Origin of the sequence: Rhodoferax sp. (assembly GCF_028688795.1) — a bacterium.
GTDB lineage: Bacteria > Pseudomonadota > Gammaproteobacteria > Burkholderiales > Burkholderiaceae_C > Rhodoferax.
On the sequence record NZ_JAQTXM010000028.1, the window covers coordinates 38,078 to 60,059 of the forward strand.

Annotated in this window: 18 protein-coding genes; 4 read left to right on the top strand and 14 right to left on the bottom strand. The window is 56.3% G+C overall.

Annotated elements, in window-relative coordinates; all coding sequences use genetic code 11:
* The first annotated feature begins 156 nt into the window (after nucleotides 1-156).
* Nucleotides 157-966, top strand: coding sequence for a type I methionyl aminopeptidase (gene map, locus PHQ58_RS18110; RefSeq protein WP_300113726.1), 810 nt, complete (start codon nucleotides 157-159; stop codon nucleotides 964-966).
* A gap of 69 nt (nucleotides 967-1,035) precedes the next feature.
* The gene (locus tag PHQ58_RS18115) at nucleotides 1,036-3,627 is read left to right on the top strand and encodes a [protein-PII] uridylyltransferase (RefSeq protein ID WP_300113728.1); all 2,592 of its coding nucleotides are present in this window, start codon (nucleotides 1,036-1,038) and stop codon (nucleotides 3,625-3,627) included.
* A gap of 66 nt (nucleotides 3,628-3,693) precedes the next feature.
* On the opposite strand, the gene PHQ58_RS18120 is transcribed toward PHQ58_RS18115, so the two are convergent.
* From PHQ58_RS18120 to hemN, 7 genes are all read right to left on the bottom strand, one after another.
* Entirely contained in the window at nucleotides 3,694-4,302 is a 609-nt protein-coding gene (locus PHQ58_RS18120) for a peptide deformylase (RefSeq protein ID WP_300113730.1), read from the bottom strand.
* Complete coding sequence (gene ligA, locus PHQ58_RS18125; protein WP_300113732.1) at nucleotides 4,289-6,457, bottom strand: NAD-dependent DNA ligase LigA; 2,169 nt, start codon at nucleotides 6,455-6,457, stop codon at nucleotides 4,289-4,291. Before ligA ends, PHQ58_RS18120 begins: the two co-directional genes overlap by 14 nt.
* Before the next feature lie 10 nt (nucleotides 6,458-6,467).
* A complete protein-coding gene (locus PHQ58_RS18130) occupies nucleotides 6,468-7,499 on the bottom strand; it encodes a cell division protein ZipA C-terminal FtsZ-binding domain-containing protein (RefSeq protein WP_300113735.1) in 1,032 nt (343 codons plus the stop codon).
* A gap of 3 nt (nucleotides 7,500-7,502) precedes the next feature.
* The gene (gene smc / locus PHQ58_RS18135) at nucleotides 7,503-11,018 is read right to left on the bottom strand and encodes a chromosome segregation protein SMC (protein WP_300113737.1); all 3,516 of its coding nucleotides are present in this window, start codon (nucleotides 11,016-11,018) and stop codon (nucleotides 7,503-7,505) included.
* Nucleotides 11,019-11,267: 249 nt separating this feature from the next.
* The gene (gene dusA / locus PHQ58_RS18140; RefSeq protein WP_300113740.1) at nucleotides 11,268-12,284 is read right to left on the bottom strand and encodes a tRNA dihydrouridine(20/20a) synthase DusA; all 1,017 of its coding nucleotides are present in this window, start codon (nucleotides 12,282-12,284) and stop codon (nucleotides 11,268-11,270) included.
* 45 nt (nucleotides 12,285-12,329) lie between these two features.
* Complete coding sequence (locus PHQ58_RS18145) at nucleotides 12,330-13,004, bottom strand: sulfite exporter TauE/SafE family protein (RefSeq protein ID WP_300113743.1); 675 nt, start codon at nucleotides 13,002-13,004, stop codon at nucleotides 12,330-12,332.
* A gap of 9 nt (nucleotides 13,005-13,013) precedes the next feature.
* The gene (hemN, locus tag PHQ58_RS18150) at nucleotides 13,014-14,411 is read right to left on the bottom strand and encodes an oxygen-independent coproporphyrinogen III oxidase (protein WP_300113746.1); all 1,398 of its coding nucleotides are present in this window, start codon (nucleotides 14,409-14,411) and stop codon (nucleotides 13,014-13,016) included.
* Between the two features lie 145 nt (nucleotides 14,412-14,556).
* On the opposite strand from hemN, the gene fnr reads away from it, so the two are divergent.
* Complete coding sequence (gene fnr, locus PHQ58_RS18155) at nucleotides 14,557-15,267, top strand: fumarate/nitrate reduction transcriptional regulator Fnr (RefSeq protein WP_300113748.1); 711 nt, start codon at nucleotides 14,557-14,559, stop codon at nucleotides 15,265-15,267.
* Between the two features lie 27 nt (nucleotides 15,268-15,294).
* Here the strand turns inward: fnr and PHQ58_RS18160 are convergent, their stop codons facing one another.
* From PHQ58_RS18160 to PHQ58_RS18190, 7 genes are all read right to left on the bottom strand, one after another.
* Nucleotides 15,295-15,564 (bottom strand): FixH family protein, encoded by a 270-nt coding sequence (locus PHQ58_RS18160; protein ID WP_300113751.1) that lies wholly within the window; start codon nucleotides 15,562-15,564, stop codon nucleotides 15,295-15,297.
* A 142-nt stretch (nucleotides 15,565-15,706) separates the two neighbouring features.
* Nucleotides 15,707-16,606, bottom strand: coding sequence for a cytochrome-c oxidase, cbb3-type subunit III (ccoP, locus tag PHQ58_RS18165; RefSeq protein WP_300113754.1), 900 nt, complete (start codon nucleotides 16,604-16,606; stop codon nucleotides 15,707-15,709).
* Nucleotides 16,607-16,631: 25 nt separating this feature from the next.
* The gene (locus tag PHQ58_RS18170; protein ID WP_300113756.1) at nucleotides 16,632-16,775 is read right to left on the bottom strand and encodes a cbb3-type cytochrome c oxidase subunit 3; all 144 of its coding nucleotides are present in this window, start codon (nucleotides 16,773-16,775) and stop codon (nucleotides 16,632-16,634) included.
* 12 nt (nucleotides 16,776-16,787) lie between these two features.
* Nucleotides 16,788-17,414: a cytochrome-c oxidase, cbb3-type subunit II gene (ccoO, locus tag PHQ58_RS18175; protein ID WP_300113759.1), complete on the bottom strand. Its 627-nt coding sequence runs from the start codon at nucleotides 17,412-17,414 to the stop codon at nucleotides 16,788-16,790.
* A gap of 12 nt (nucleotides 17,415-17,426) precedes the next feature.
* On the bottom strand, nucleotides 17,427-18,869 hold the full coding sequence (ccoN, locus tag PHQ58_RS18180; RefSeq protein WP_300113762.1) for a cytochrome-c oxidase, cbb3-type subunit I: 1,443 nt from the start codon (nucleotides 18,867-18,869) through the stop codon (nucleotides 17,427-17,429).
* An 87-nt stretch (nucleotides 18,870-18,956) separates the two neighbouring features.
* Nucleotides 18,957-19,094 carry a cbb3-type cytochrome oxidase assembly protein CcoS gene (gene ccoS / locus PHQ58_RS18185; RefSeq protein ID WP_300113765.1) on the bottom strand — a complete coding sequence of 46 codons (138 nt, stop codon included), beginning with the start codon at nucleotides 19,092-19,094 and terminating at the stop codon, nucleotides 18,957-18,959.
* A complete protein-coding gene (locus tag PHQ58_RS18190; RefSeq protein ID WP_300113768.1) occupies nucleotides 19,094-21,394 on the bottom strand; it encodes a cation-translocating P-type ATPase in 2,301 nt (766 codons plus the stop codon). Before PHQ58_RS18190 ends, ccoS begins: the two co-directional genes overlap by 1 nt.
* A 105-nt stretch (nucleotides 21,395-21,499) precedes the next feature.
* Between PHQ58_RS18190 and PHQ58_RS18195 the strand changes: the two genes are divergently transcribed.
* Nucleotides 21,500-21,943, top strand: a complete 444-nt coding sequence (locus tag PHQ58_RS18195; RefSeq protein WP_300113771.1) for a universal stress protein — start codon at nucleotides 21,500-21,502, stop codon at nucleotides 21,941-21,943.
* Nucleotides 21,944-21,982 lie beyond the last annotated feature (39 nt).

Genomic DNA, 21,982 nt, shown 5'->3' on the forward strand with positions numbered 1-21,982 from the left:
GTGCAAAACGCGGCGTACGCGGGCAAGGCGCATTGCGGCGCAATTTTACCCGCCGTCACAAGCGCTCCCCTGCCAGGCCGAGGCTTGTCAAGCATGGCTCTGTCGTTAAGGGCCTGCCCAACACAGGCTACAAGCCCAATGGGATAATTAGCGCCTATGACTATCACCATCAAAGACGCCGAAGGCATTGCAGGTATGCGCGTGGCGGGCCGACTGGCTGCTGAATTACTTGACTACCTGGCCCCGTTTGTTAAACCAGGCATGACCACCAATGAGCTTGACCGCTTAGCTGAAGAACACACCACGCAAGTTCTCGGCGCCATTTCAGCCCCGTTGAACTATGCGCCCGGCGGCCATAACCCCTACCCAAAATCAATTTGCACATCGATCAACCAGCAGGTCTGCCACGGCATCCCCAATGACAAGCCGCTTAAAAAAGGCGACATCGTCAATGTGGATGTGACCGTCATCAAAGACGGCTGGCATGGTGATTCAAGCCGGATGTACATGGTGGGCGAGGCGTCGGTGGCGGCCAAACGACTGTGTCACCTGACTTATGAAGCCATGTGGAAAGGCATCATGAAGGTACGCGAAGGCGCGTATCTGGGTGACATTGGTCACGCCATTCAGACCTTTTCCGAAGGGCAAGGCCTGAGCGTGGTGCGCGAGTTCTGTGGCCACGGCATTGGTCAAAAATTTCACGAAGACCCGCAAGTGCTGCATTACGGCAAACCCGGCACACTGGACCAACTCAAGGCCGGCATGACCATTACCATTGAGCCGATGCTCAACATCGGACGCAAGGAGATCAAGGAGATGGGCGACGGCTGGACCATCGTCACCAAAGACCGTTCGCTGTCAGCCCAGTGGGAACACACGGTGCTGGTCACACCCACAGGCTATGAAGTGTTGACTTTGTCAGCCAACAGCCCGGCGATTCCGGCCTTTGTGACGCCGTCGGCCTGATTTGCCTTGGCGCCATGTCCGCCTGCCCCTCTAGGCTTGACGGTTGCTTCAACTGAACAGATCGTTCCCATGACAGAACTCAGCGCGCTGCGCACCCAATACCGTGCGGACAAAGCCGCTTTGATTAGTGCGCTGTCAAACAGTGGCGCGTCAACCCGTGGTGTCCACACAGCGCTGCACAAACTGGCGGCGCTGGCCGATGGTCTGCTCAAAAATTTGTGGCAGAGAGCAGGTATGACCGAGCCTTTTGCCCTGCTGGCAGTGGGCGGCTTTGGCCGGCGGGAGTTGTTTCCGCACTCCGACGTGGACGTGTTGTTGCTGTTGCCTGATGACCAGTCCCCTGTGCTTGATGCCGAACTAAAGGCGCGCATTGAGGGATTCATTGGCAGTTGCTGGGACGCCGGACTGGAAATTGGCTCCAGCGTGCGCACCCTGGCCGAGTGCCTGAGCGAGGCCGCCAAAGACGTGACCGTGCAAACGTCGTTGCTGGAAGCGCGGCTGATCACCGGCAGTGCGGCACTGTTTGGCAATTTCCAGACGCAGTTCATGACCGCCATGGACCCACAAGCATTTTTCATTGCCAAGACGCTGGAACTGCACCAGCGTCATAACAAATTTGACAACACACCCTATTCGCTGGAGCCCAATTGCAAGGAATCACCCGGCGGTCTGCGTGATCTGCAAGTGATTCTGTGGGTGGCCAAGGCAGCCGGGTTCGGCAGCAACTGGTCAGACCTAGCCAAAAGTGGCTTGGCCACCGCCTTTGAAGTCAAACAACTCAAACACAACGAAGGCTTGCTGTGGCTGATTCGGGCGCGCCTGCATCTGATTGCCGGACGGCGCGAAGACAGGCTGGTGTTTGACATGCAAAACGCGGTGGCGCAATCCTTTGGCTTTGAGGCGCCCTCACCCACCACCGACAAACGTGCGTTTGTGCGCCCCAGCGAATCGCTCATGAAGCGTTATTACTGGGCGGCCAAGGCGGTGACCCAGCTGAACCAGATTTTGTTGCTCAACATTGAAGAGCGGCTGAGCCCCTCCATGCATGAGCCTTTCCCCATCAATGCGCGCTTTTCTGACAAGGCGGGCATGGTCGAAGTGGCCAGTGATGATCTGTACCAGCGTGAGCCGCACGCCATTCTTGAGACTTTCCTGATCTATCAAACCACCGCAGGCATGAAAGGGCTGTCGGCCCGCACCCTGCGCGCGCTCTACAACGCGCGCGGCCTGATGGATGGCAAGTTCCGCAACGACCCTGTCAACCGCGACACCTTCATGCAAATTCTGATGCAACGCGGCGGCATCACCCACGCCATGCGATTGATGAACCAGACGTCGGTGCTGGGCCGCTACCTGTGGGCGTTTCGCAAAATTGTTGGGCAGATGCAGCATGACCTGTTTCATGTGTACACGGTCGACCAGCATGTGCTGATGGTGTTGCGCAACGTCAGGCGCTTCTTTATTGCCGAACATGCTCACGAATACCCCTTTTGCTCTCAACTGGCGAGCGGCTGGGACAAACCCTGGATCTTGTATGTGGCTGCCCTGTTCCATGACATTGCCAAGGGTCGCGGTGGCGATCATTCGGTATTGGGGGCCAAAGATGCCCGACAGTTCTGCAAACAGCACAATATTGGCCGCGAAGACACACACCTGATCGAATTTGTGGTGCGCGAGCACCTGACAATGAGCCATGTGGCGCAAAAAACTGACCTGAGCGACCCTGATGTGATTGCAGCCTTTGCGAAGCGAATGGGTAACGAGCGGTACCTGACAGCCTTGTACCTGTTCACCGTAGCGGACATTCGTGGCACCTCGCCCAAAGTGTGGAATGCCTGGAAGGGAAAACTGCTGGAAGACCTGTACCGCCTGAGCTTGCGCGTACTTGGCGGCCATGCTGCCGACCCCCATGTGGAAGTGGAAACCCGCAAGCGCGAGGCCCTGATTCAGCTGGCCCTGCACGCGCTGCCCTTTGAAGCCCATAAACCCTTGTGGGACACGGTAGATGTCAGCTACTTCATGCGCCACGACGCCAACGACATCGCCTGGCACACGCGACAGTTGTCGCGCCATGTGAATTCTGGCAAATCCATTGTGCGGGCCCGTTTGTCGCCTTTGGGTGAAGGCCTGCAGGTGCTGGTTTACACACCTGACCTGCCTGATTTGTTTGCCCGAATTTGCGGCTACTTTGACCAGCGTGGCTTCAGTATTCTGGATGCCCGTGTTCACACGGCCTACAACCACTACGCGCTCGACACCTTCCAGGTCATTGCCCAGGCTATGCCAGACATGTACCAGGAACTCACCAGTATGGTGGAAACCGAGTTGCTCAATGCCATCATGCAGACCGGTCCGTTGCCCTCGCCCAGCCGTGGCCGGGTGTCACGTCGGGTCAAGAGCTTCCCGATTACACCCAGAATCAACCTCCAGCCCGACGAAAAAGGGCAGCGCTGGCTGCTCAATATTTCGGCCAGCGACCGGGTTGGCTTGCTCTATTGCGTGGCGCGTGTGCTGGCCAGGCACAAGGTCAACGTGCAACTGGCCAAGGTCAACACCCTGGGTGAGCGGGTGGATGACACCTTTTTGATCGATGGGCCGGAGTTGCAGCAAAACAAGGCGCAAATCGAGATCGAAACCGAGCTGCTGGATGCGCTGGCCTGAATTTTTAAGTCTTTTAGGCCTCTAGCCCTTTAATTACTTGCGCAAGAAGCTATTATTTAAATAGCATCAGTCATCATGTGGGTCAAGCCCGGGGAACAACTCTGACGTGAAGCCAAACTGTGTGAAGTCGCGCACACGCATGGGGTAAAGCGTGCCAATCAGGTGGTCGCACTCGTGTTGCACGACCCGGGCGTGAAACCCTTCGACCGTGCGGTCAATCAAATCGCCATATTGGTTGAAGCCGGCATACCGAATATGGGTGAACCGCGGCACCTTGCCACGCAGGCCAGGAACCGACAGGCAACCCTCCCAATCTTCAAATTGATAAGGCGCCAAGTCTGCAGGACTCTGCAGGTTGGCAAGCTGCAATGGCATCCAGTGCTGCGGTGCTTGCCTGGAGGGCATCAGCGGCGTGATCACCGGGTTGATCAGCACCGTGCGCGGCACCAAGGGTGCGTCAGGGTAGCGCGGGTTGCTGCTGTCGGTGCCAAAAATCACCACCTGCAAGTCAACCCCAATTTGTGGCGCCGCCAGCCCGGCGCCGTCGGCGGCACGCATGGTGTCAAGCAGGTCGGTGATCAGCAGGTGCAACTCGTCAGTGTCAAACTGCGTCACCGGCGGCGCTGTGCGCAGCAACCGCGGGTCACCCATTTTGAGAATGTTACGAACGGCCATCAAGCATCTCCTTTAATTGGGCTTCATCCAGCACGGCCACGCCCAGTGCCTGGGCCTTATCGAGCTTGCTGCCCGCCTCAAGCCCCGCCACCACATAGCTGGTTTTCTTGCTGACGGAACCAGCCACCTTGCCGCCCGCAGCCTCAATCAAGGCTTTGGCCTCTTCACGGTCCAGTGTGGGCAAGGTGCCGGTCAGCACAAAAGTTTTGCCGCTTAAAGGTTGCGCGGCCACCGGGGCTGGCTCGCCTTCTGGCCAGGTCAGGCCGCAGGCACGCAACTGCTCAACCACTTCGCGGTTGTGTGGCTGGTCAAAAAAGGTTCGGATACTTTTGGCCACGATCGGACCAACGTCCGCCACGGCAAGCAACTGTTCTTCTGTGGCATCCATGATGGCGTCAAGCTTGCCAAAGTGACGCGCCAGTTCTTTGGCAGTGGCCTCGCCCACGTGGCGAATGCCTAAGCCAAACAAAAACCGGGGCAGCGTGGTGTGCTTTGACTTCTCCAAGGCATCCACGATGTTTTGCGCTGACAGCTGCGCCATGCGCTCAAGTTTTTTGAGCTGCTCCAGGGCGATGTCTTGCCGCTCGGTGGTGGGCAACCTGGCATACAAATCGTCGGCACTGAGTTGTTCAATTTCAGCCCGCGCCCTGAAACCCAGGCGGTACAAATCAGGCAGCGTATGGATTACGCCAGCATCGACCAACTGGTCGACCAGTTTTTCACCCAGGCCTTCCACCTCAACCGCGCGACGTTGCGCAAAATGCAAAATGGCCTGCTTGCGCTGGGCACGGCAAAACAGGCCGCCGGTGCATCGGTAATCGGCCTCACCTTCTTCGCGCACGGCGGCGCTGCCACACACCGGGCAAATGCGGGGCATGGTGAAGACTTCGGGGTTGCCCTGGCGTTTGTCCAGCAGAACGCTCACCACTTCAGGAATCACATCGCCAGCGCGGCGCACGATCACGGTGTCGCCCAGGCGCACGTCTTTGCGACGGGCTTCATCTTCGTTGTGCAGGGTGGCGTTGGTCACGGTCACGCCACCGACAAACACCGGCGCCAGTTTGGCCACTGGGGTGAGTTTCCCGGTGCGCCCCACCTGCACGTCAATGCCAAGCACGGTGGTCAGCATTTCTTGCGCCGGAAACTTGTGCGCCACCGCCCAGCGCGGCTCGCGCGTGACAAAGCCCAACTTGCGTTGCAACGCCAGGCTGTTGACCTTGTAGACCACGCCATCTATGTCATAACCCAAGCCATCGCGCTGCCCACCAATGGCGGTATAAAACGCTACTAATTCAGTAGCACCTTGCGCAATAGATACAAGGGTACAGACCGGAAATCCCCATATTTTCAAGGTTTGCAGCAGCTCGTAATGGGTTTGCCATTGCGGGCCGCCAGCCTCGGGGGGCGTCACCTCGCCCAGGCCATACGCAAAAAAGCTCAAGGGGCGCTGCGCGGCAATCGCAGGGTCCAACTGGCGCACGGCACCGGCGGCGGCATTGCGCGGATTCACAAAGATCTTTTCTCCGCGCTCACCGGCGGCAATACGCTGACGCTGGCGGTCGTTGAGGGCCTCAAAATCATCGCGGCGCATGTAGACCTCGCCGCGAACTTCCAGCACCGGTGGCACACCTACGGGCAAACGCAAGGGAATTTGGCCAATGGTGCGGATGTTCTGCGTGACGTTTTCACCCACCTCACCGTCACCCCGCGTGGCGGCCTGCACCAGCACGCCATGTTCATAACGCAAGCTCATGGCCAGACCGTCAAACTTGGGCTCGGCCACGTACTCAATGGCCGGTTCAGCGTCAGTCAGGCTCAGCTCACGGCGAATGCGTGCGTCAAAATTTTCAGCACCGCTGGCCTCGGTGTCGGTTTCGGTGCGTATGCTCAGCATGGGCACGGCATGGCGCACTTGGCCAAACTGGTCCAGCACCTTGCCGCCAACGCGCTGAGTGGGCGAGTCGGGCGAGTTCAGTTCGGGGTGTTTGGCTTCCAGGGCTTGCAATTGCCTAAACAGCCGGTCGTACTCGGCATCAGGAACAGTGGGCGCATCCAGCACGTAATATCGGTGCGCATGGGCGTGCAAGGTCTGGCGCAGTTGCGCCAACAGCGCAGCGTCCTCGGGCGCGGGGTCAAACAGGTCAGGTGTGGACATTGGGGCGTTATCAGGAAAAAAGCCGGCGCGCCAAAGCTGACCCGGCCGCAAGCTCACGCTGTGCCAGGGTGTCATACAAATGCTCCAACTCAGATGCAATCACATCCAGGGCCTCGGTTGGCAGCGCCAGGCCATTGTCATCCGTGATGACGCCATCCATGTCCCGGGCCAGCGACATCGCCGCTTCGCGCATGCGCTCAAAGGCGCGCTCGCTGCGGTCTACCTGCGCCACATCAAGGCTCAGGGTCACCTCACGCAGGGCTGATTGGGTCGGGTCTTCGGCGAGTGCGGCTTGGGCATCAAAACTCAGGCTCAACACAGATGGCAAGCCGGCCGCGCTGGCAGGCACCACCATGCGCCCGGCAATTGAGCCTGGCACAAAGCCCAGCTTGGCCGCCATTTGCTGGATGTAGCTGGGACTCCAGGCGGCACGCCGCGCCCGCACTACAAAGCCAAGCTGCGCATCATGGTCACCGGCAAACTGGTCGAGCTCGCGGCCACGGTTAACCTCTTGGCGCATCTCGGGGAAATCAGGCGTTCCACCCAAGGCATCACAGAATGTTTGGGTCTTCATGACAAATTCAGAAAATTCGATGTCATTCAAGGCGCCAGATCGGTTGGCCAACTGAATACCTGCCTGCAGTTGTAAATAACGCTGCCCCGCCACCGGAAACTCCCAACGCAAGTGGCCTTCGGCTTGCCCCTCGATGGTGAACGGCTTGCTGCCAACACGACGGGTTGGCGGCATGGCGGCCAGCACCGCATCGCCAGACACCGGGCCATCCAGCGCGATCGGCGCAATCACATCGATCAAGGCATCCAGCGTGGGCTTTTTCTCGGGCACGGGCAAGGCAAACCCGCTGTCTTCAAAAGCCTGGGTGTCCAGCGTGGGTTCACGCTCACCCACCCCGCCTTCGTGCCCAGGCTGGACGGGCTCGGGCTGGCGTGGCCGGTTGCGGCGCGCCACCCAGAGGTTTTGCGCCAGCACGCCCAGCAGCACCAAAGCGCCTGTGATGATCAGTCCCCATTGCAATTGGCTCATGTGTTACCCCGCGTCAGTCATTGAAAGGGCTGCGTCCATGTCCACCGCCACAATGCGTGACACGCCCTGCTCTTGCATCGTCACGCCGATGAGTTGTTTGGCCATTTCCATGGCGATCTTGTTGTGGCTGATGAACAAAAATTGTGTTGATTTGCTCATGCTCGACACCAGCTTGGCATACCGCTCTGTGTTGGCATCATCCAGCGGCGCATCGACCTCGTCAAGTAAGCAAAACGGTGCCGGATTGAGCTGAAAGATGGCAAACACCAGCGCAATCGCCGTCAAGGCCTTTTCGCCACCTGACAACAAGGCAATGCTCTGGTTCTTCTTGCCGGGCGGCTGGGCAATCACTTGCACGCCAGAGTCCAGAATTTCATCACCCGTGATGACCAGGCGCGCATTGCCACCGCCAAACAGCTCGGGAAACATCTTGCCAAAGTGCTCGTTCACGGTATTGAAGGTGCCAGAGAGCAGCTCACGGGTTTCGCCGTCTATTTTTCGAATGGCATCTTCCAGCGTGGTCATGGCTTCTACCAAGTCGGCGGTTTGCGCATCCAGGAACGTTTTGCGCTCCCGGGCGGCGGCCAGTTCGTCCAGTGCGGCCAAATTGACCGCGCCCAGTGCGGCAATTTCGCGGTTCAGGCGGTCAATGTCGCCCTGCATGCCCACCAAACGCACCGCACCGTCTGCCACCGAGGCAGCCAAAACGGCCAGATCGGCTTGGGCATCGGCCAACATTTGGTTGTATTGCTCAAAGCCAAGACGTGCAGCTTGCTCTTTCAGCTGAAATTCGGTGATGCGCGCGCGCAAGGGGTCAAGCTCGCGCTCAAGCTGCAGCCGGCGCTCGTCGCTGGCGCGCAGCTTGGCGGTCAGGTCGTCGTATTGGCTGCGCTGGGCACCCAGGTGCTGCTCGCGCTCCAGTTTTTTGGCCAGCGCTTGCTGTAAGCCGCCTTGGGCCGCCGCATCGTTCAGGCGCGTCAACTCATCTTGAGCCCTTTGGGCTTCAGCCCTTACAGATTGAGCTTGTTGCGCTGCTGTTTCAATAGCGCGAGCGAGTTCGGCGCGACGTGCACCTAAGCTGCGTAGGGAGAAGGTAGCTTCTTGTGCCTGACGCTCCAGGCTGCGCTGTTGCTCTCGGCATTCGTTGAGTTTGCGCTCGGCAAGAATCACCTTGTCATCCAGTTGGGCGTGGCGCTCCTGGGTGTCGGCCAGCTGCATGTCGAGCTCTTCAAAGCGGGCTTCGGCCTCCATGCGGCGTTCTTGCAATTCGCCTAACTGGTCGTCGACTTCAGCCATGTCGCTGGCTATTTGGGCGCTGCGGCTGCGCGCCTGGTCGGCCAATTGGGTCAGGCGCAGGGTTTCCACTTGCAGTTCATGGCTGCGGTTTTGCAGGTCGGCGGCTTCACGTCGGGCCGTTACCAGGCGTTGCGACACCTCGGCATACGCGGCTTCAGCCCGTACCAGCCTGGCGCGCGATTCGTCAGTGATGAGCACTTGGGCGCGCTGTTGCTTCTGCAGGTTTTCAATTTCTTGCGCGCGCGCCAATAAACCAGCTTGTTCAGAGTCTTGCGCGTAAAAGCTGACGCTGTAGCGGCCTACCGCGTGGCCTGTTTTGACATAAATGAGGTCGCCCATTTGCAGCTGGTCACGACAGGCCAGCGCATCTTCCAGACTTGCCGCCGTGAAGACGCCTTGCAGCCAGTCATCCAATACGGCTTTTTGGCTGGCGTCGTGTACTTTCAACAAATCTGCCAGCCGTGGCAAGCTGCTGCTTTGTGGCGCAGTGGCGGCCGGTGGCGGGCTGTAAAAGGCCAACTTGGCAGGCGGCGCATCTTGCGCAAAGGCGCGTACCAATTCAAGGCGGCTGACTTCAAGCGCGCCCAGGCGCTCCCGCAACGCGCCTTCCAAGGCATTTTCCCAGCCTTGCTCAATGTGCAGACGGCTCCATAAACCTTGCAAATGGTCCAGCCCGTGGCGCTGCAACCAGGGTTGCAACTTGCCATCGGTCTTGACTTTTTCTTGCAGCGCTTTGAGCGCCTCCAGCCGGGCGGACAAATCGGCCAATTGAGCTGATTCTGTGTTCACAGCAGTTTGTTGACGGCGACGGGTGTCGTCGAGCTCGGGCGCGCTGTCTTGCAACTCGACCAACCGCGCTTGCGCCTCATCGGTGGCTTCGAGGGCTTGGTCCAGCAGGCTTTGCTGGTTTAGCAGGCGTTGCTCATCGGGCGCGGCCAAGGCATTGCGGTCAGCCAGCAGGCGCTCGCGGCGCGTGCCAAGCTGACGCGTCTGGTCGTCCATGCTGCGTTGCTCGGCTGCCAAAACGCCTAAATGTTGTTGCACCTGTGCCACGCTGGCGCGCTGTTCACTTGCGGCACGCTGCGCTTGGCGCAGGGCTTCTTCGAGATCTGGCAGGGCTTGGGCTTGCTCCTCTACTTGGGCGGACAGCAGTTCGGTCTGTTCCTCACCCAGAAATTCGAGCTCAACCAGGTTGTCCAGCTCAGCTTGCGCATCATCGCCACGCGTGGCCCATTGGGCGTCTTGTTCCTTCAGGGTCTGCAGGCGCAGCTCAACGCGTTGGCGGCCTTCCACCACAAAGCGGATTTCAGCCTCCAGACGGCCGACTTCGGTGCTGGCCTCATACAGTAAGCCTTGCGCCTGGTTGACCTGGTCGCCTGCCGCATAGTGGGCCTGGCGCACAGTCTCCAGCTCAGACTCGATGTGACGCAAATCCGCCATACGGCTTTCCAGCGAGTTGACGGCACCCAATGATTCGAGATGCACCCGGCCTTGGTCAGCTTCGGCCTCAGAACGTTTCAAGAACCAGAGCTGTTGTTGCTTGAGCGTGACGGTGCTGGTCAGTGCGTTGTATTTTTGTGCAACTTCAGCCTGTTTTTCAAGCTTGTCCAGGTTGGCGTTCAATTCGCGCAGGATGTCTTCAACCCGGGTCAGGTTCTCGCGCGTGTCACTCAGCCTGTTTTCAGTTTCGCGGCGGCGCTCTTTGTATTTGGACACTCCGGCCGCTTCTTCCAGAAACAAACGTAATTCTTCAGGCTTGCTCTCGATGATGCGGCTGATGGTGCCCTGGCCAATGATGGCGTAGGCGCGTGGGCCCAGACCGGTGCCCAGAAACACATCTTGCACATCACGCCGACGCACGGCCTGGTTGTTAATAAAGTAGCTGCTGTTGCCGTCGCGTGTTAGCACGCGCTTGACCGCAATCTCGCCAAACTGGCTCCATTGGCCGCCGGCGCGGTGGTCTTCGTTGTCAAACACCAGTTCCACACTGGCGCGACTGGCCGGCTTGCGGGTGGTGGTGCCATTAAAAATCACGTCCTGCATGGACTCGCCACGCAGCTCCGATGCCTTGGACTCGCCCAGCACCCAGCGCACCGCATCCATGATGTTGGACTTGCCACAGCCGTTCGGCCCCACCACGCCAACCAGTTGGCCAGGCAGCAGAAAATTGGTGGGTTCAGCGAAAGACTTGAACCCTGAAAGCTTGATGGAGTTGAGACGCACGAATTGCTAAAAACAAAAGTCGGAGAAAGACAAAAACAAAGGCCAAAGACACGCGCGTGCCTGACCGCTTGATGATAACTTGGCCCTCTGACACCAATCAGGTGTCCCCTAAGCCTGAGCAATCAGGTACAGGCCGGAAAATATCAAATCCGCGTTCACCAAGTGAAGCCAACCTGCTAGCTCACTGGGCAGCAGTTACACCATCAACGCCAATCAGCGTCACCGCCACTTGTTGGCCTGAATCGCCAGTCAAGCACGTGACCCGGCATGAGCTAGTACCATCACTTGCTCTGGCGGAGCAGTCTTTAATTTGTGGTCGCTCCAAACCTGCCGCCAGCGGCGTGCACCTGGCAAACCATGCCGCAAGCCCAGCATGTGCCGCGCAATCGACGGCCAAGGCGTTCCGTGTTGCACCAGCTCTTGTTGCATGTAGGCCACCATTTGCTGTTCAACCGACTCACGCGTGAGAACCTCCGGCGGGGTGTCTGCCAAGGCAGGGGCATGACCTTCAAAAAACTGGGCATCCCACTGGCTCAGCCACCAGGGGTTGTGATAAGCCTCGCGGCCCAGCATGACTCCATCGACATGCTGCAAGTGTTGCTGCACCTGCTCGGTGGTGGTCACGCCACCGTTGAGCACAAACACCAGTCCCGGAAAATCTTGTTTGAGTTGGTACACCCACTCGTAGCGCAGCGGTGGCACTTCCCGGTTGTCTTTGGGGCTAAGCCCTTTCAGCCAGGCATTGCGGGCGTGCACAATAAAGGTGCCACAACCAGCACCACTGACCTCACCAACAAAGTCACGCACAAAATCGTAGCTCTCTACTTTGTCAATGCCAATCCGGTGTTTGACAGTGACCGGTATACCCACCGCGTCCACCATGGCCTTGACCCCGTCAGCCACCAGAAGCGGCTCGTTCATCAGGCACGCACCAAAGGCACCACGCTGCACGCGCTCACTTGGGCATCCGCAGTTCAGGTTGATTTCGTCATAGCCCCATTGCTCACCCAGGAGTGCGCAGTGTGCAAGGTCTTTGGGCTCGCTGCCGCCAAGTTGCAGTGCAACCGGGTGTTCTTGCGGATTGAAGGCGAGATGGCGGGCCACATCGCCATGAATCAACGCGCCCGTGGTCACCATCTCGGTGTAAAGCAAGGCGTGTTTTGACAATAGACGATGGAAATAACGGCAATGGCGGTCAGACCAGTCAAGCATGGGCGCCACGGAAAGTCGCCATCGGTTCGAATCAGGGGGGGTAAAACTCAGCATGCCCGGGATTATCCCAGCCTCAAAAAACTCCCTGGCCCCTGCCCGTCAGATTGCACAAAACAGGCCTGATTCGTGGGTGTAAGCAATCCACAATGCCCAGGCAGAACTGGCCGCAAGTGCAAGGCCAGCCAGGCGCACTCCCCAATCACCTGAGTGGTTGCCCTTGAGACGCAGCCACAGCCAAGGCCCGAGCATCATGGACACACTGGTGCCCAGCGCAAACAGCGCCATCACCAACGCACCATCAAGTGCATTGCCAGTGAGACCTGCCACAAGCAGGGCCGAGTACAACAGGCCACACGGCAAAAAAGTCCAAAGAACGCCCACAACAAGTGGTGCACCCCTGCCCCGCCCCATCGCTAAACTGCGGGCACCTGCCCAAATTTTGCGACCCGCTTGTTCCATCCACACTGGCTGCTGGGCCTTCCAAAGCAAGGCCAGACCCAAGACCATCATGGCCACATGGAACATGCTCCAGACAGGGCGCAGTACTGATGATTGAACCGCTAACCAGCCAAAACCTTGCATGGATACCGCCACGATGGCCCCCAACCCTGAATAGCCGACAACCCGTCCTAATTGAAAAGTCCACATGGCCGAGGTTTTGTTTGACCCGGCCGCTTGTCCAATTCCGGCGCAAGCGGCACCACACATGGCAATGCAGTGCGGTCCCCCGGCAAGGCCCATGAGAAGCGCGGTCGTTGCGAGGGTTGTTTGCATTATCCGAATTTAGAGGATTTTGGAAAACTTGGCGCGAGTACGGTCAGTTTGCAGATACCGGTCAAACACCATGGCCACCGCACGCACAAAGAACCAGCCCTTAGGCGTAACTTTGATCCCGGCATCCTCGAGTTCGATCAGGCCCTGTTCGACCTGTGCCTGCAAAACTTCCAATTCTTTGGCGAAATACTGCTTGAAATCTACCAGATAAGCCAATTCAATCGACTCAAATGAGAGTCGGCCTTGGCACATCAAGGCCATGATGACCGCACGGCGCACCAAGTCATCGCGAGACAACGCCAGCCCACGCACCACAGGGAACTGCCCTTGGTCCAAAAAGTCGTAATACTCTTCGAGCGTCTTGGCGTTTTGGCTGTAAGTAGCACCAACCCGACCAATTGATGACACCCCCAAGCCCACCATATCGCAATCAGGCTGCGTGCTGTACCCCTGAAAATTGCGATGCAGACGTCCTTGGCGTTTGGCCACTGCCAGTGAATCATTTGGCAGCGCAAAGTGATCCATGCCAATGTAAACATAACCCGCAGCCATCAGCGCAGCCATTGAGCGAGCCAACATCGACACCTTGGCCGAAGCGGTTGGAATTTCCACCGAAGAGATACGCCGCTGCGGCTTGAAACGCTCTGGCAAATGCGCATAGGCATACAAGGCAATGCGATCTGGCCTGAGCTCACAAATTTGAGCCATGGTGCGGTCAAACGACTCAGGCGTTTGCTCAGGCAACCCATAAATCAGGTCAACGTTGACCGATTCAAAACCGCGGTCACGCGCAGCAGCGACCAGCGCGAACACTTGGTCAGCAGGCTGCACCCGATGCACGGCTTTTTGCACAGCGGGATCAAAATCCTGTACACCAAAACTCAAACGGTTAAACCCCAGCTCCGCCAGCGTATCAAGCCGCGACGCATCAATGGTGCGCGGATCAATCTCAATGGAGTATTCACCACCCGGCGTGAACGTGAAACTGCGCCTGAGCATGGCCATGAGCTCGCGTAGCTCATCATCCGACATAAAGGTTGGCGAACCACCACCTAAATGCAACTGAGACACCACCTGCCCCAGGCCCATGTGCTGGGTGTGTAGGTCAACCTCACGGCCCAGATATTTCAGATAGGCAGCAGCGCGATCATGGTGCTTGGTGATGATCTTGTTGCATGCACAGTAGTAGCAAAGCGACTCACAAAACGGAATATGCACATACAGCGACAGTGGCAGCACCAAGGCAGCTGCGCCAGAACGACGCTGTTCCAGCGCCTGTATATAGTCTTGCGGCGTAAACGCCTCTACAAAACGATCTGCAGTCGGGTAAGACGTATACCGTGGTCCGGAAACATCGTACTGACGAATCAGACTCTCGGAAATTGGCTCAGCAGTACTTTCAATCATGGATATTCCTTCACAATGGTACCGAATATGCCAAATTTTTCTCTACTAATTCTTGATCTCAATCAATGAACAAAGAAAAAACGAAAGCGATCGAAAATTGACCCAGATCAGAACATGGACACGAACAGTGTCAAAATCACCCCCCATGAACCACGAACCCATCAAAATTGCTTGCTCAGACTGCAACATGCGCGAACTGTGTATGCCCGTTGGCCTTAGCAATACTGAGCTTGATCGGATTGACGAAATCATCGGTGCGCGCAGAAAAATAAAGCGCGGTGAGACAGTGTTTCACAACGGTGAGAAGTTCACCAATCTCTATGCCATTCGGACTGGCTTTTTCAAGACATGCATCACCTCTGAAGATGGGCGTGATCAAGTGACGGGTTTCCAGATGGCTGGCGAAATCATTGGACTTGACGGCATCGTTCATGACCATCACACGTGTGACGCTGTCGCGCTTGAGGATGGCGAAATTTGCGCCATGCCCTTCGCACAGATTGAAGACTTATCCCGCGAGGTGAACGCCTTGCAACACCATGTGCACAAGATCATGAGCCGTGAAATTGTGCGTGAGCATGGTGTGATGTTGCTGCTGGGAAGCATGCGGGCCGAAGAACGGCTGGCTGCTTTCTTGCTTAATCTGGCCCAACGCCTACACGCACGGGGCTTCTCTCAGTCTGAGTTGGTCTTGCGCATGACAAGAGAAGAAATCGGCAGTTTCCTTGGTCTCAAACTGGAAACCATCAGCCGCACATTTTCTAAATTTGTTGACGATGGCATCGTTCAGGTTAAGCAACGCCACGTTCACATTGTGAACACCGCAGCCCTGCAAGACATCGTCAACCCAAGATAAGCATTTGAAAAAGCGGTTCGATCCGTTTTATTTCGGAGGCGGAACAATCCCCGTTTGGGCATGATTTCTGCCCAACATCGCCGGTGCCATACTGCTTTCTTTTCTGCGCGCTTCGATGGACTGATCTGACTGCCTGCTTGGTTGATAGGAATCGTCACTGATGATTTCATTTGGCCGCGACATGGCCAGATAAAGCGTGATGAAACTTGCCACAACGACAACAGCGGGCAACCCAATCACAAGCCAAACGTGACCAAATTGCCACCATTTTTGGTTTAACTCATCATTTTTTTGCATTTGCAGGTGCCTTTAACTCTTGAAGGAAGGCGGCGCCAAGAGCCGCCGCGTGTAGTCGTCACGGTATCTGATACTGTCAAAAAAGAAAGAACTTGGCCTCTAGCTAAAAGACCAAGTCCATTCACAAATAACCTCAAAGGTTTTATTTGTTTGACAGACCCCAAATGTAAGAAGTCAACACATGAATTTGAGCTTCAGTGAGTCGTTCAGCCTGCGCAGGCATGACGTTGACCTTGCCATTGTTGATCATGTCAACAATGGCTTTTTCGCCAAAGCCGTGTAACCAGATGTTGTCAGTCAAATTGGCAGAGCCTACAGCTTGCATGCCTTTGCCATCAGCGCCGTGGCATGCAGCGCACACAGCAAACTTCTCTTTACCCAATGCTGCGCGTGCGGAGTCATGCGGACTGTTAGAAAGGCTCAGAACATACTGGGCCACGTTTTTCACATCGTCAGCAGTGCCTAAAGCAGCAGCCATGGGAGGCATGTTGCCGTTGCGACCACCGACCAGCGTTTCCTTGATTTTGTCAGTGGTCCCGCCATGGAGCCAATCGCCATCTGTCAGATTCGGGAAACCCTTGTTACCGCGAGCATCGGATGCATGACACTGTGCACAGTTATTTCCGTACAAGCGCTCACCAATGGCCATAGCCTGTGCGTCTTTGGCAACATCTTCTGGCTTCATCGACATGAACTTGGCGTAGATCGGTGCAATTTCAGCATTGCCCTTGGCAACTTCATCTGCATGCAGCTTGGCTGAAGACCAACCCAGCGTACCCTTGTAGCTGCCCAGACCAGGATAAAGCACCAGATAGGCCAAAGCAAATATGATGGTGAATACAAACATGTAACTCCACCACCGTGGTAGCGGGTTATTCATCTCGCGAAGGTCACCATCCCAAACGTGGCCCGTGGTGTTATCACCAGCCGTCGTAGCTTTCATCTTGCCGGTGATGATCAACAAAACCAAGCAAGCGATGATGCTGACCAACGTGAGCCCGGAGACATATATCTCCCAAAAATTACTTGTGAAATCGCTCATTTTTATTTCCTATTAGGTGAAATTGTCAATCCTGCTCAAATGGCAGGTTGGCAGCTTTTTCAAAGTCCGCCGAATTCTTGCGTGAGTAAGCCCACGCGATGATCCCGACAAAAGCAAGAAAGCTGACCACCGTCACCAGTGAGCGCAGTGTGTTGACATCAAACTCCATTAGTGTCCCCTGTTACTTTGCAGTTGTTCCGAGTACCTGGAGGTATGCCACCATGGCATCCATTTCGGTCTTGCCCTTGAGCTCTTCTACTGAAGCCGCAATTTCGGCATCGGTGTAAGGCACACCAACTTTACGCAGAGCCTTCATGTGAGACGGCATGCTTTCTGCATCAACCGGGGTACCCATCAACCACGGGTAAGCAGGCATGATGGACTCAGGCACCAAGTCACGAGGGTTATTCAAATGCGTGATCTGCCACTGATCGCTGTACTTGCCACCTACGCGATGCAAATCAGGACCAGTGCGCTTGCTACCCCATTGAAATGGGTGGTCATAAACAAACTCGTTCGCTTTTGAATACGGACCATAACGCAGTGTCTCGGCGCGGAATGGCCGGATCATCTGTGAGTGGCAGTTGTAGCAACCTTCACGCGTATAGATATCACGCCCTGCCAACTGAAGCGATGTGTATGGCTTCAGGCCAGGTGCAGCAATGGTGGTTGATTTCTGGAAGAACAAGGGAACAATTTCAACCAGACCACCGAACAACAACACAATCAGGATCAATACGATCATCAAGCCATTGTTGGTTTCGATCGTTGAGTGCGACATGCCGCCGCTTTGATTCGGGTTAGACATAATTTTTATACCTCAAGCGTGTGCAAGAACTGACGGAATGGCTACATTCACCGAGCGACCTGAAGTAGCTGTCTTGATCGTGTTCCATAACATGATGATCATGCCCGACAAGTAAAGCAGACCTCCAGCCAAACGCAATACATAGAACGGATAGCTGGCTTTGACAGACTCCACAAAGGTGTAGGTCAGGGTGCCATCAGGGTTGATCGACCTCCACATCAGGCCTTGCATCACACCAGCAATCCACAAAGCTGCAATGTAAAGCACGATACCAATGGTGGCCATGTAAAAGTGCACTTCAATGGCTTTGACGCTGAACATTTGCTTTTGACCGAAAAGACGCGGAATCAGGTAATACATGGAACCCATGGTGACCAGACCCACCCAGCCCAAGGCACCAGAGTGCACATGTCCGACAGTCCAGTCGGTGTAGTGAGACAAGGCGTTAACAGTTTTGATGGCCATCATTGGGCCTTCAAAAGTGGACATGCCATAGAAAGACAAAGACACAATCAGGAAACGCAAGATAGGGTCATCGCGCAGTTTGTGCCAGGCGCCAGACAGCGTCATGATGCCGTTGATCATGCCACCCCAACTGGGTGCCAACAAAATCAGGGAGAACACCATACCCACGGATTGAGTCCAGTCAGGCAAGGCGGTGTAATGCAAATGGTGAGGACCCGCCCACATGTACGTGAAGATCAGCGCCCAGAAGTGAACGATGGACAGACGGTAAGAGTAAACAGGACGACCCGCTTGCTTGGGGATGAAGTAATACATCATGCCCAAGAAGCCCGCCGTCAGGAAAAAGCCCACTGCATTGTGGCCATACCACCACTGCACCATGGCATCCTGCACGCCAGCATAAGCCGAATATGACTTCATGCTGGTGATGCTGACCGGCATAGCAGCGCTGTTAACCAGGTGCAACAAAGCCACAGCCAGGATGAACGCGCCAAAGAACCAGTTAGCCACATAAATGTGCTTCACTTTGCGAGTGCCAACGGTGCCAAAAAACACCACCGCGTAAGACACCCAGACCAGTGTGATCAGAATGTCAATGGGCCACTCAAGCTCAGCATATTCTTTGCCTTCGGTGAATCCCATGGGCAAAGAAATGGCAGCTGCCAAGATAACCACTTGCCACCCCCAAAAGGTGAAAGCTGCCAGCTTGTCACTGAAGATGCGCACTTGACAAGTACGCTGAACAACATAATACGAAGTCGCAAAAAGACCACACCCACCAAACGCAAAAATAACCGCATTGGTGTGCAAGGGACGCAATCGCCCAAAGGACAAATACGAAATACCCAAATTAAGCTCGGGCCAAGCCAACTGGGCGGCGATGATCACGCCGACCAGCATACCGACCACGCCCCAAACGACGGTCATGATGGCGAACTGCCTTACAACTTTGTCGTTGTAAGTCGTCGCCTGCGAATTTGCAAATGCCATGTTCACCTCTTTTCAGTTTATCTAGCCGATAGTTTGCACGACTCCGGTCGCGCGCCATTTGATACAAATCAAATTGTTACAAAATTCTTATCCATCCTTAAGAATTCTCTCCCCTTCTTGCTCAATGTCATCAAATTGCCCGCGATAAATGGCCCACCAGATCCCTCCGATGATCAAAAACACTAAAACCACCGAGAGCGGCACCAACATATACAAGATGTCCATCAAGTTTTCCGTTCAAACTGCGCATCGTTAGACAAACGCAAGGCATTGAGTACCACCAGCAATGAACTGCTCGCCATGCCCAATCCTGCCAGCCACGCTGGAAGCATACCGGCAATTGCCAAGGGGACGCAGGCGGCGTTGTAAATTGCTGCCCACCATAAATTTTGTCGCACCACAGCCAGCGTGCGTCGCGACAGTAGAAGCGAATCAACCACATTGGTTAATCGACTGCCAGACACCAGAAAATCGGCCTGCGCTTGTGCCAGCGGTACGGCTTGGCCAAATGCAAAGGATGCATGCGCACCCGCCAACACCGGCCCATCGTTCAAACCGTCACCGACCACTGCAACTCTATGCCCATCGACCTGCGATTGGCGCATGAAATCAAGCTTCTCTTGCGGCGAACAATGCCCCTTGACGTTTGAAATTCCAACTTTTTCAGCGACTCGCAGGGCAGCGTCACTGGCATCGCCCGACAGCAAATACACGCTGATGCCCGCGTGTTGCAAGGCAGCCACCGTTTCGGCCGCATCCGGACGAATGTCTTCCTGGAATTCGAAGCTTGCCAGCCAACCGTGGTCATCGCTTAAATGAACCTTGAGGATGGGCGAGTCAGCAGCAGCCAGACCGCAAAACTCAGCAGACCCCAAACGAAGCGATTTTGTAGCGACAGAGGCATCGCCCAAACTCACCAGGCCGCTCACGCCCTGCCCGGTTTGTTCCTCGACCTTTTCAGCGCGCCACAACGGAGAAATTTCAGCCAGCGCCGCTGCAGCGCAAAGGGCTTTAGACACCGGATGCAACGAATGCTGCGCCAGCGCTGATGCCATGGCCAGCACTCGTTGCTCAGACTGCCCGGTACGCACCGTCACCTGACCCAACACCATTGCATCCCGCGTCAGTGTGCCCGTTTTGTCAAACATCACGGTGTCAACAGCGGCCAACGACTCAAACGCATCAAGGCGCCGGACCAAAACACCCCGCTTGGCCAAAGCACCTGCCGCCGACAACATGGCCGCAGGCGTGGCCAAAGAAAGCGCGCAAGGGCAAGTCACGATCAACACCGATACGGCGACCATCAAGGCCCGCTCAGGGTCAGTTTGCCACCAGTAAGCACAGGCCAAGCCAGCCGCGACCAGCACACCAGCCAAAAATGGTTTGGCAATTTTGTCAGCTAGGCGAGCCAATGGGGGCTTGGTGGTGGAGGCACTTTCCATCAAGCTGACAATTTGCGCAAAACGCGTTTGCTCACCCACCCGGTCAACCCGCATGCGCACCACAGCAGCCAGGTTGTGGCTGCCAGAAATTACCTCATCACCCGCGCTGCGGGTCAGGGGACGCGACTCTCCAGTTAACAACGACTCGTCTACTGAGGTGTTCCCCTGCAACAAGATGCCATCCGCAGGAAAGGCCTCGCCTGGCAGCACGCGAATCACGTCGCCGCACTGCAGCCGCCGCACTGGCACGCGCTCGAACTCACCATCGGCCTTAAGCCGGGCCACGCTGTCGGGCAGGCGGTTCATCAAAGCTTCCAGCGCACCAGCTGTCTTGTCACGTAAACGCAGCTCCAGCCAGCGCCCGGCCAGCAGAAAAAACACAAACATCGTGAGCGAGTCAAAGTACACCTCCGCGCCAAACACACCCGTTGGGTCAAACGTGCCCGCGGTGCTGACCACAAACGTGATCAACATACCCAGCGCAACCGGCAGGTCCATACTGATACGCCGGTGCAGCACATCACGCCAGGCATTACTAAAGAATGGTCCACACGAAAACAAAATCACGGGCAAAGTCAACACCCAGGACGCCCAGCGCAGCAATTGTTCCAACTCCACGGTCAAGTCACCCGGCTTCGCAATGTAGGCGGGATAGGCATACATCATCACCTGCATCATGCACAGCCCCGCCACCATCATCCGCCACAACGCCTTGCGCGACTCAACAAGACGACGCTCGCGGGAAAAAGCGTCGTTGGCCGGAAGCGCCCGGTAACCCGCCTGTTGCACCGCCTGCATCCAGCCCGAGGGTGCCACAGCTTGTGACTGCCAAACCACCTTGGCACGGTGGCTACCGGCACTCACCTCAGCCTTGAGTACACCTGGCACACCTTTGAGCACGTCTTCAATCGTCAGCGCACACGCCGCGCAGTGCATGCCCTCAATGAGCACATTGGACTCCCAGCAACCTGTTTGCTGAGCATCTGGGCGACTAAAAGCAGCCCACTCTTGCTCGTCGTCAAGAAGTTGCAGCGTGTCGAGCGTGTCAGGTTTGGTGGGAAAACTAAGGGGTACGGAGGACATTGGGCGAAGGTTAACTGACGTAACGTGCTGAATGCATGAGATATATCAAGAAAGGCGCTGAGTGTAAGGTTATGCTGCTCGTTTAAACCTGAAGGAGACGCAATCATGTACGACAAGATTCTGGTAGCAACAGATGGTTCAACCCTTTCCAAGAAGGCTGTCAGTAGCGCCATCTCGCTGGCCACGCTGACCGGCGCTAGCTTGGTTGCACTGAAAGTCGTGCCTCGTTACCCACAAAGCTATTTTGAAGGGGGTTTGGCGTTGCAAGCAGCCGAAGTGGGCCGGATTGAAAAGCAGTGGGCAGACGAAGGCCAGGCGGTGGTGGATGAGGTCAAAAAAGCCGCTGAGTTACAGGGAGTCAAAACCCGGGCGCTGACCATCAAGTCCGACGTGGTGTCAGATGCCGTGATTGCTACTGCCAAAAAACATAAATGCGATTTGATCGTGATGGCATCGCATGGCCGCCGCGGCGTCAAACGCCTGCTGCTTGGCAGTGAAACTCAACAAGTATTGACGCACTCTCACATTCCGGTGCTTGTACTAAGGTAATCATGCTATAACCCTTATTCAATAAGGGCTATAAGCTAC